The 9,982-nt window shown below is 70.1% G+C and carries 11 protein-coding genes; all 11 read left to right on the plus strand.

Translation table 11 applies throughout. The features are described from left to right. The first annotated feature begins 330 nt into the window (after positions 1-330). Positions 331-2,313 carry a transcription termination factor Rho gene (gene rho, locus ACJOT3_RS13930; RefSeq protein WP_406972686.1) on the plus strand — a complete coding sequence of 661 codons (1,983 nt, stop codon included), beginning with the start codon at positions 331-333 and terminating at the stop codon, positions 2,311-2,313. Between the two features lie 444 nt (positions 2,314-2,757). Further along, the gene (rpmE, locus tag ACJOT3_RS13935; RefSeq protein ID WP_406972688.1) at positions 2,758-2,970 is read left to right on the plus strand and encodes a 50S ribosomal protein L31; all 213 of its coding nucleotides are present in this window, start codon (positions 2,758-2,760) and stop codon (positions 2,968-2,970) included. Positions 2,971-3,079: 109 nt separating this feature from the next. Continuing rightward, positions 3,080-4,150, plus strand: coding sequence for a peptide chain release factor 1 (gene prfA / locus ACJOT3_RS13940; protein ID WP_406972710.1), 1,071 nt, complete (start codon positions 3,080-3,082; stop codon positions 4,148-4,150). Beyond that, a complete protein-coding gene (gene prmC / locus ACJOT3_RS13945; protein ID WP_406972690.1) occupies positions 4,147-5,010 on the plus strand; it encodes a peptide chain release factor N(5)-glutamine methyltransferase in 864 nt (287 codons plus the stop codon). Before prfA ends, prmC begins: the two co-directional genes overlap by 4 nt. Positions 5,011-5,084: 74 nt before the next feature. Continuing rightward, a complete protein-coding gene (locus ACJOT3_RS13950; protein WP_406972692.1) occupies positions 5,085-5,897 on the plus strand; it encodes an L-threonylcarbamoyladenylate synthase in 813 nt (270 codons plus the stop codon). 44 nt (positions 5,898-5,941) lie between these two features. Next, positions 5,942-7,093, plus strand: coding sequence for an MraY family glycosyltransferase (locus ACJOT3_RS13955; protein ID WP_406972694.1), 1,152 nt, complete (start codon positions 5,942-5,944; stop codon positions 7,091-7,093). A 241-nt stretch (positions 7,094-7,334) separates the two neighbouring features. Further along, complete coding sequence (locus ACJOT3_RS13960) at positions 7,335-7,772, plus strand: Cg1360 family ATP-synthase-associated protein (RefSeq protein WP_406972696.1); 438 nt, start codon at positions 7,335-7,337, stop codon at positions 7,770-7,772. 63 nt (positions 7,773-7,835) lie between these two features. After that, positions 7,836-8,054: an AtpZ/AtpI family protein gene (locus ACJOT3_RS13965; RefSeq protein WP_406972698.1), complete on the plus strand. Its 219-nt coding sequence runs from the start codon at positions 7,836-7,838 to the stop codon at positions 8,052-8,054. Between the two features lie 93 nt (positions 8,055-8,147). Next, positions 8,148-9,002: a F0F1 ATP synthase subunit A gene (gene atpB / locus ACJOT3_RS13970; RefSeq protein WP_406972700.1), complete on the plus strand. Its 855-nt coding sequence runs from the start codon at positions 8,148-8,150 to the stop codon at positions 9,000-9,002. Between the two features lie 107 nt (positions 9,003-9,109). Continuing rightward, positions 9,110-9,328 carry an ATP synthase F0 subunit C gene (gene atpE, locus ACJOT3_RS13975; RefSeq protein ID WP_406972702.1) on the plus strand — a complete coding sequence of 73 codons (219 nt, stop codon included), beginning with the start codon at positions 9,110-9,112 and terminating at the stop codon, positions 9,326-9,328. 30 nt (positions 9,329-9,358) lie between these two features. Beyond that, on the plus strand, positions 9,359-9,907 hold the full coding sequence (locus ACJOT3_RS13980) for a F0F1 ATP synthase subunit B (RefSeq protein ID WP_406972704.1): 549 nt from the start codon (positions 9,359-9,361) through the stop codon (positions 9,905-9,907). Positions 9,908-9,982 lie beyond the last annotated feature (75 nt).

The following is a 9,982-nucleotide window of genomic DNA, read 5'->3' on the forward strand; positions in this document are numbered from 1 at the left end:
ACTCCGGTGGTCCGGTCCCACGACCGTCCGGAAGCGGTGGCCGGTGTGTCGATTCCGCGGATTCTCCGCGTACGTGTCGATGCCTCCGCAGCCTGCTCCTCCTCCCCGGATGAGCGTTCCGCCGCGGTCGGTCGGCAGCACCACCGAGCCATCCGCCCCGACGTCCGGCTGTACCCAGAGCCCGCCGCGATCGGGTAGGGGACCGTCTTCTCGCCGGTTTCCGACATCCACGTGGGGCACGCCCTACCCGGCCCAGCCGGTTCGCACCACCGGGCCGGCCGCTCCAGCACCCGCTGACGGCCGAAGCCCGCTCCTTGGGAAGGACCCTTAGTGAGCGACACCACCGAACTCCGAACGGACGCGGCGGTCGACAGCAAGAACGGCACCGGCGCCTCCGGAACGGAGGCCGGCGACGCTTCGGCCACGACGTCGCCGAGCAGGTCCCGCGCCGCGGCGCGCGGTACCGGTCTCGCCGCCCTCAAGCTCCCCGAGCTGCAGAAGCTCGCGTCGAGCCTGGGCATCACCGGTACGGGGCGCATGCGCAAGAGCGATGTCATCGCCGCCATCGAGACCAAGCAGGGCGGTCCCGTGGGAGCACCGACCAGGGCCAAATCGCCGAAGAAGGCCGAGACCGAGCCCGAGGCCGGTAAGGTCGAGGCAACCGACAGCCGGTCCCAGGAGCCGTCGGGCTCGGACGAGGCGCGCACGCGCGCCGACCGGTCGTCGGACCAGGCCGTGACCGACCCCCAGGGGCGGGGCGAGAAGGCGCCCCGAAGCCGTCGCTCCACCCGCAGGCGCGGGGACGAGGCCGGCGACCAGCCCCGATCGGTGGACGGCACCGAATCCTCTACCTCCGCGAGCAGCGTGACCAAGACATCCAGCACCCCCCAGAAGACCGGCTCCGACAGCTCCGAGGACCGCGAAGGCCGGTCCGGGCAGGGTCGCGAGCGCCAGCGCAACCGCCGCAACCGCAACCGCGGCGGTGACGACCAGAGCGCCGGAGGCGCCCAGCAGGGTGGCGGCGCGCAGGGCGGTAGCCCACAGGGCGGCGGCTCCCAGAGCCGTGGCGGAGGCGGCGGCAACGCCGTCGACGACGACGAGTTCGGCGGTCGCCGCCGGGGACGCCGCCGGGACCGCAGGGACCGCCGCGGCGGACGGGGCGGCCAGGAGCCGGAGCCGGTGATCGGCGAGGACGACGTCCTGCTGCCGGTCGCGGGCATCCTCGACATCCTCGACAACTACGCCTTCGTCCGCACCACCGGCTACCTGCCCGGGTCCAGCGACGTCTACGTCTCCCTGGCCCAGGTGCGCAAGCACGGCCTGCGCAAGGGCGACCACATCATCGGCGCGGTCCGCCAGCCCCGCGACGGCGAGCGCAAGGAGAAGTTCAACGCCCTGGTGCGCCTGGACTCGGTCAACGGCATGTCGCCCGACCAGGCCAAGAACCGCCAGGAGTTCTCCAAGCTCGTCCCGCTGTACCCGCAGGAGCGGCTGCGGCTGGAGACCGAGCCGGGCGTGCTGACCACGCGCATCATCGACCTGGTCGCACCCATCGGCAAGGGCCAGCGCGGGCTCATCGTCTCCCCACCCAAGGCGGGCAAGACGATGGTGATGCAGGCGATCGCCAACGCCATCACCGAGAACAACCCGGAGTGCTACCTGATGGTGATCCTCGTGGACGAACGTCCCGAGGAGGTCACCGACATGCAGCGCACGGTCAAGGGCGAGGTCATCCACTCGACCTTCGACCGCCCGGCCGAGGACCACACGGTCGTCGCCGACCTGGCCATCGAGCGGGCCAAGCGCCTGGTCGAGATGGGCATGGACGTCGTCGTCCTGCTGGACTCCATCACCCGCCTGGGCCGCGCCTACAACCTGGCCGCCCCGGCCAGCGGGCGCATCATGTCCGGCGGTGTGGACTCCACGGCGCTGTACCCGCCCAAGCGCTTCTTCGGCGCCGCCCGCAACATCGAGGGCGGCGGCTCGCTCACCATCCTGGCGACCGCGCTGGTGGAGACCGGCTCGCGCGCCGACGAGGTGATCTTCGAGGAGTTCAAGGGCACCGGCAACATGGAGCTCAAGCTCAGCCGCTCCCTGGCCGACAAGCGCATCTTCCCCGCGGTCGACGTGGACGCCTCCAGCACCCGCAAGGAGGAGATCCTCATGTCGCAGGAGGAGCTCAACGTCGTCTGGAAGCTGCGCCGGGTCCTGCACGCGCTGGACACCCAGCAGGCCATCGAGCTGCTCCTGGACAAGATGAAGGAGTCCAAGAGCAACGCGGAGTTCCTGCTCCAGGTGCAGAAGACCACCTGAGCGCCCACCCCGTGACGCCCACGGCGGCCCTCCCCACCCGGGGAGGGCCGCCGTTCGTCGTGGCCGGCCGGTAGTGTCCGGTGCCGTTCCCCGCACCCGTTGCAAAGACGTAGGGGCGGCCCCGAGCGCGTGTCCATGGAGCCGGCACCGACCCTGGACGACGGAGTGGGGGAACGGCCGCGGCCCCTTCACCCTCCCGGGGGAGGGGCCGCCGTCGTTCCCGGGGGCGTCCGGGGTGTCCGGGGAATAGACACCGGTCACGGCAGGGTTGTGGTTCTGGCAAACTGGTAGTCGGGGATACGGTCGGCCCTCCTCCATGAGGACCCGCCGCCCCTTACCTGGATCGCCGCGGCACCGGTTCGCGCATGACCCTCACGACGCCCCACCCAGCGGTGGTGCGTCAGGCGTGCGTCCGGCGGCCGCGCATGAACAAGGAGACACACGATGAAGGCCGACATCCACCCCGAGTACGTCACCACCGCGGTGACCTGCACCTGCGGTGCCGAGTTCGTGACCCGCAGCACGGTGACCGACGGCAAGATCCGCGCCGAGGTGTGCTCCGAATGCCACCCGTTCTACACGGGCAAGCAGAAGATCCTCGACACCGGTGGCCGGGTCGCCCGCTTCGAGAAGCGCTTCGGCAAGCGCACCAAGTAGCGGCGTCCGCTCCGCCCGTGGCGCCGGCGCATCCGGCGCCACGGGACCCACGGCCCCCGCGGGGGCGACACGGCAGGCGAGGCACGCGAATCAAGACGGGGTGGCACAAGTGAAGCTGGACGACCTCCTGGGGGAGTACTACGAGCTGGAGCAGCAGCTCGCCGACCCGGAGGTGCACGCCGACCAGGGCCGGGCGCGCACACTGGGCAAGCGCTACGCGCAGCTCACCCCCATCATCGAGACGTACCGCGCGCTCAAGGAGACCGAGAGCGACATCGAGGCCGCCCGCGAGCTCGCCGCCGAGGACTCCTCCTTCGCCGAGGAGGCCGAGCGCCTGACCGCCGAGGCCGAGCGCCTCACCGACCGGCTGCGCTTCCTGCTCGTCCCGCGCGACCCCGCCGACGACAAGAACCTCATCATGGAGGTCAAGGCCGGCGAGGGCGGCGAGGAGTCGGCGCTGTTCGCCGCCGACCTGGTCCGCATGTACCTGCGCTACGCCGAACGCCAGGGGTGGAAGACCGAGGTCATCGACACCACCCACTCCGACCTGGGCGGCTACAAGGACATCACCATCGCCTTCAAGAACAGGGGCACCCCCGAGCCGGGGGCCGGCGTCTGGCCGATGCTCAAGTTCGAGGGCGGCGTGCACCGCGTCCAGCGCGTCCCCGTCACCGAGTCGCAGGGCCGCATCCACACCTCCGCCGCCGGCGTCCTGGTGGTCCCCGAGGCCGAGGACATCGAGGTCGAGATCCACGACAAGGACCTGCGCATCGACGTGTACCGCTCCTCCGGCCCCGGCGGCCAGAGCGTCAACACCACCGACTCCGCGGTCCGCATCACCCACCTGCCCACCGGCATCGTGGCCTCCTGCCAGAACGAGAAGAGCCAGCTCCAGAACAAGGAGCAGGCCATGCGCATCCTGCGCGCCCGCATCTACGCCGAGGCCCAGGCCAGCGCGGACGCCGAGGCCGCCGCCGAGCGCAAGAGCCAGGTCCGCACCGTGGACCGCTCCGAGCGCGTGCGCACCTACAATTTCCCGGAGAACCGCATCTCCGACCACCGGGTCGGCTACAAGGCCTACAACCTCGACCAGGTCCTCGACGGGGAGCTGGACGGCGTCGTCAAGGCCCTCGTGGACGCGGACACCAAGGAAAGGCTCGAAGCGGCCCAGGGATCATGAACCTTCTTCTCGACGAGGTCGCCCGCGCGACACTGAGACTCGCGGACGCGGGCATCGCATCGCCTCGCACGGACGCCGAGGAGCTCGCGGCGTTCGTGCACGGTGTCCGTCGAGGGGAACTGCACACGGTCGCCGACACCGACTTCGACGCCCGGTACTGGGAGTGCGTCGCCCGCCGCGAGGCCCGCGAACCGCTCCAGCACATCACCGGCCGCGCCTACTTCCGCTACCTCGAACTCCAGGTCGGCCCGGGTGTGTTCGTCCCCCGGCCGGAGACCGAGATCATGGTCGACTGGGCCATCGAGACGCTGCGCGCCATGGACGTCGCCGACCCGCTGGTCGTCGACCTGGGCGCCGGCTCGGGCGCTATCGCCATCTCCATCGCCCAGGAGGTGCCCCGCTCCCGGGTGCACACCGTGGAGATCGACCCGACCGCCCTGGAGTGGACCCGGCGCAACATCGACGCCAGCGGCCACGCCGACCGGGTCACCCCGCACCACGGCGACATGCGCACCGCGCTGCCCGAACTCAACGGCCGGGTCGACCTGCTCATCAGCAACCCGCCGTACGTGCCCACCCGGGAGGCCGACGCCATCCCCCCCGAGGTGCGCAACTTCGACCCCGCCCCCGCCCTGTGGTCGGGCGAGGACGGCCTGGACATGATCCGCGACCTGGAGGCGGTCGGCCGCAGGCTGCTGCGCCCGGGCGGGGCCATGGCCGTGGAGCACCACGACGGCCAGGGCATCGACATCCCCTGGCTGTTCCCCGAGGACAAGGGCTGGCGCGATGTCCTCAACCGCAAGGACCTGGCCAGGCGCGACCGGTTCGTGGTCATGCGCCGGGCCGACCACGAGGACTGACCGCCCGGTCGTCACGATCCCGCCCCCGGGCCGGCGCCGACCGGCCCACCCGCTCTAGAACGAGGTGAACGCAGGTGAGCCGCATCTACGACTGCGCGGACGAGACCGCCCGCAAGGACGGCATCGCCGACGCCGCGTCCGCGGTCCGCCGAGGCGAACTGGTGGTGCTGCCCACGGACACCGTGTACGGCATCGGCGCCGACGCCTTCAGCCCCAGGGCCGTCGCGGACCTGCTGGCCGCCAAGGGCCGGGGCCGCGAGATGCCCCCGCCGGTGCTGGTCGGCTCGACCCGCGCGGCGATGGCCCTGGTCGACGACCTGGGCCGGTTCGGCCGCGACCTCATGGACGAGTTCTGGCCCGGCCCGCTCACCCTGGTGTGCGCCGCCACCCCCAGCCTGTCCTGGGACCTGGGCGACACCAAGGGCACCGTCGCGGTGCGCATGCCGATGGACCCGGTCGCCCTGGACCTGCTCAAGGAGACCGGCCCGATGGCGGTCAGCAGCGCCAACAGGTCCGGCAGCCCGGCCGCGACCACCGCCGTCGAGGCCATCGAGCAGCTGGGCGAGGACGCCGTCGCGGTCTACCTCGACGGCGGGGCGACGGAGTCGTCGGTGCCCTCGACCATCGTCGACCTCACCTACGCGGTCCCGCGGGTGCTGCGCAACGGCGCCATCCCCATCGAGAAGCTGCGCGAGGTGTGCGGCACCGTCATCGGCGAGCTGCGCAAGGGCCCCCAGCGGCCCACGCCCCGCAAGGCCGGGGAGACCGGGGAGGAGGCCGCGGCCGCCGAGGAAGCCTCCGCCGCGGAGTCCCCCGCCCCGGAGACACGGCCCGTCGCCGAAGAGGCCGCCCCCGCCCCCGAGGCCGCCGACCGCGACCGCGACTGACCGGTCCCCGTCAGCCCCCCGTTCAGACACAGAAGGGCCAGGCCGTGCGGGAGTACGCGCTCACCTTCGTCATCGCCGCCGCGGTGACCTACCTCCTCGTCCCCCTGGTGCGCAAGTTCGCGATCGCCTTCGGCGCCACCCCGCCGGTGCGCGACCGCGACGTGCACACCGAGCCCATCCCCCGGCTGGGCGGACTGGCCATCTACGGCGGCTTCGCCGTCGCCCTGCTGCTCTCCGCGCAGCTGCCGCACCTGCAGAACGTGTTCGTCGCCGACACCTGGATCGGCCTGCTGCTGGCCGGCGGGCTCATCACGATCATCGGCGTCATCGACGACCGCTGGGGGATGGACCCGGTCAGCAAGCTCGCCGGTCAGGTCGCCGCCGCGGGCATCCTGGTCGCCAAGGGCGTCCAGCTGCTCTGGCTGCCGCTGCCCGGCACCCAGCTCTCGCTCGGCCCCTGGCTGGGCGCGCTGGTGTCGGTGCTGCTCATCGTGGTGACCATCAACGCGGTCAACTTCGCCGACGGCCTGGACGGCCTGGCCGCGGGCATCGTCGGCATCTCGGCCCTGGCCTTCTTCGCCTACTACTACGTGGTGGCGGTGGAGCAGGGGTTCGTCCGCCAGTCCTACCCGGCGATGATCGCGATCATCCTCGCGGGCACCTGTGTCGGATTCCTCTGCCACAACTTCCACCCGGCCAAGGTGTTCATGGGCGACACCGGGTCGATGCTGCTGGGCCTGCTGCTCACCTCGATCACCATCACGGTGACCGGGCAGTTCGACGCCAACACCGCCCGCGAGGAGTTCAACTCCGGGCTCGTGGTGTTCCTGCCCATCGCGCTGCCGCTGCTGGTCATCGCGCTGCCGCTGGCCGACCTGGTGCTGGCGGTGCTGCGCCGCACCCTGGCGGGCAAGTCGCCGTTCGCGCCGGACCGCGGGCACCTGCACCACCGCCTGCTCGACATGGGGCACAGCCACGTGCGCGCGGTGCTGCTGATGTACCTGTGGGCGGGGATCGTGGCGTTCGCCGCGGTCGCGCTGTCGGTGTTCGACTCGGCGGTGGTGGTGCTGACGGTGACCGCCCTGGTGGCGGTCTGCGCGGTCGGCCTGATCGCGCTGCCGCGGCTGCGCCGCCGCGGCCTGCTGCCCTGGGACCGCCCGCGCGGTGTCCGTTCCGGGGACGGTGTGAAACGGTGAGAGGACTGTGACCTCGACGGGGGTCGCAGGTCCCTTTCGGTCGGCGGAATGCGGTGCCCGAGTGGTGCTCCTGAGGCGGTCGTGACGGGTGTGGCCAAGGTGACACAAGGCCCGAAACGCGGGCGGAGCGGGCCTTTCCCGAGGCGTTAAGGTCGCGTTAAGGAACCCCCGGATTCAGCACCGAAAACCTTGTGATAGCTTTCACGAGCAGGCAACCACTGAACCTCACGGAGCTTTTCTGATGCAGGAACACGACGCCCGGACCCTCCGCGGCGCCGCGATTCCGACGGCACTGGTCGGCGTGGTCGCGATGATCGCGGGCTTCGCCCTCAGCAACGTCCAGGGACTCCTCGGCGCCCTCTTCGCGGTCGCCCTGGTGATCGGCGCGTTCGCCAGTTCGGCGTTCGTCATCTCCTGGACCGGCGGCCGGCGTCCGGAGCTCCTCCTCCCGGTGGCCCTCCTCGTCTACACGACCAAGCTCGGCATCCTCCTGGCCGTCCTGTTGACCTTCCGGGGTACGCAGGCTTTGGACACCACGGTGTTCGGCTGGTCGGCGCTGGCGTGTGTCATCGCGTGGCTCGCGGCCCAGGCCGTGGCGGTCAAGCGCAGCAAGCAGCCGACCATCGTGCCCGAGGCCGAGACCGAGTCGGGGTCCGAGGACAGTGAGGCGCGCCGGTGACCCCGTTCGGGCGGGGTGGTGCGTCGGGCCTGATCACCTACTGCTATCTTCCGGAGCGAGAGCATGAGTCGGTCGAGCGCGAAGAAGGACGAGACATCGTCGTCCAACGCCAACGCCACCACTCTCATCTCGTACCTGCTGGGAGGGCTCGCCTTCTGGGGCGGCGTGGGCTGGGTCGTGGACTGGGCCCTGGGCTTCTCCGGTCTCTTCCTGCCCATCGGGTTGGGAGTGGGCCTGGTCGGCTCGATCTACCTCATCTATGCCCAGTACGTCCGGTCCTGACCGAACATCCGGGTGCGTCCGCCCCTGCTGCGGGCGGGACCGTCCCGACGAGAACACCAAGGATTGAGTTGCGTCACGACGAAAGGGATCGCCGTGGGTGCTGACGTGAGCGTCGTCGCGGCGTCCGAATCAGGCTGCCACATCTTCGGAGACGGGTGCGGGTTCGAGGCTCCGACCGTGAGCCTCTTCTTCCCGACGCCCTGGGTGGACTTCGGTCTTCCCCTCACCTCCGGGCTGAACAAGTACTACCTGGTCGCGGTGGTCGCACTGATCGTCGCCGCCGCCTTCTGGTACTTCACCACCCGCAGGGCCAAGGTCGTCCCCGGCCGCGGTCAGAGCATGGCCGAGCTGCTGGTCGGCTTCCTGCGCGACCAGGTCACCCGGACCACCATGGGCAAGAAGGGGGACAAGTACCTCCCCCTGATGGTGACCCTGTTCCTGTTCATCTTCTGCATGAACATCATGGGTCTCATCCCCGGCCTCCAACTGCCGGTGACCTCCAACCTGGCCTTCCCCGCGGTCCTGGCCATCTTCATCTTCATCCTGTGGAACGTGGTCGGCATCCGCGAGCACGGTGTCGGGGCCCACTTCAAGGCCCGCCTCGTTCCGAGTGGTGTCCCCGGGTGGATCCTGCCGGTCGTGGTGCCCATCGAGGCGCTGTCGAACTTCCTCATCCGGCCGGCCACGCACATGATCCGTCTGTTCGCGACCATGTTCGCCGGGCACCTGCTGCTCGCACTGTTCGCGGCCGCCGGTTTCTACATGTTCAACCCGACCTCCCAGATGGGCGCGCTGTTCGGTGCCCTCTCGGTCGGCTACTCCGCCTTCGCCCTGATCGGCTTCCTGGTCTTCACGGCCTTCGAGCTGTTCATCATGGCGGTCCAGGCCTACGTCTTCGTTCTCCTGTCCTCCATCTACCTCGGTGAGGCCATGGAGGGCGCGCACTAGGAGAGGCCCCCGTGGTCCCTCCCGGTACGCACCGCTAGACCAGTTCCGGTTCATCACGTCCGTCCGACGACGTCCATGATCGTCGGCCTGTAGTAAAGGGAATATCAATGGAGCTCGCCGCCATCACCGGTAGCCTCAACACCATCGGTTACGGCCTCGCCGCCATCGGCCCCGGCATCGGTGTGGGTCTCGTCTTCGGTATGGGTGTCCAGGCCATCGCGCGCCAGCCCGAGGCCCGTGGCGTCCTTCAGGGCCAGATGATCTTCGGCTTCGCCGTCATCGAGGCCCTGGCCATCCTCGGCTTCGTTCTCGCCTTCGCGCGCTAGCCATCATCGGTCGTACAGAACGCGAAGGGGATGCCAACCGTGTATTTGGCAGCTGAACAAGAAAACGTCCTGCGCATCCACTGGGACGAGTTCACCTTCGGCCTCATCGCCTTCCTCATCATCCTCGGCGTCGTCTACAAGATGTGGCCGCGGCTGACGAAGGCGCTGGACGAGCGTGCCGACCAGATCGAGGGTGGCATCGCTCGCGCTCAGAAGGCCGAGGCCGAGGCGGACGAGATCCGCCAGCAGTACCGCGAGAAGCTCGAAGAGGCCCACCGCGAGTACGCGCAGGAGCTGGAGAAGGCCAAGGAGCAGCGGGCGGCGATCATCGCCGAGGCGCGCGAAGAGGCCCAGACCGAGGCTCGCCGTATCGTCGAGGCCGCCCACGCTCAGATCGAGGCCGACCGCCAGCAGGCGTTCGCCCAGCTGAAGAGTGAGATCGGCGCGCTCTCCACCGAGCTCGCCGGCCGCATCGTCGGTGAGAGCCTCAGCGACAGCGCCGCCCAGAACCGTGTCATCGACCGGTTCCTGGAGGAGCTGGAGCAGAGCGAGGGCAAGCAGCAAGCCGAGGTGCGCTGATGCGTGGTATCAGCCGTACGTCGCTGACCGAGGTGACCCGGCGCCTGGACGAGAACGTCCTGGCGTCGGCCGGCG

This window comes from Nocardiopsis protaetiae (assembly GCF_045446735.1).
Classification (GTDB): Bacteria; Actinomycetota; Actinomycetes; order Streptosporangiales; family Streptosporangiaceae; genus Nocardiopsis; species Nocardiopsis protaetiae.

Excerpts from the sequence above, each read along its gene's own strand:
- rpmE (WP_406972688.1), top strand. The coding sequence starts at position 2,758 with ATGAAGGCCGACATCCACCCCGAGTACGTCACCACCGCGGTGACCTGC.
- prmC (WP_406972690.1), top strand. The coding sequence starts at position 4,147 with ATGAACCTTCTTCTCGACGAGGTCGCCCGCGCGACACTGAGACTCGCG.
- ACJOT3_RS13960 (WP_406972696.1), top strand. The coding sequence starts at position 7,335 with ATGCAGGAACACGACGCCCGGACCCTCCGCGGCGCCGCGATTCCGACG.
- ACJOT3_RS13965 (WP_406972698.1), top strand. The coding sequence starts at position 7,836 with ATGAGTCGGTCGAGCGCGAAGAAGGACGAGACATCGTCGTCCAACGCC.
- atpE (WP_406972702.1), top strand. The coding sequence starts at position 9,110 with ATGGAGCTCGCCGCCATCACCGGTAGCCTCAACACCATCGGTTACGGC.
- ACJOT3_RS13980 (WP_406972704.1), top strand. The coding sequence starts at position 9,359 with ATGCCAACCGTGTATTTGGCAGCTGAACAAGAAAACGTCCTGCGCATC.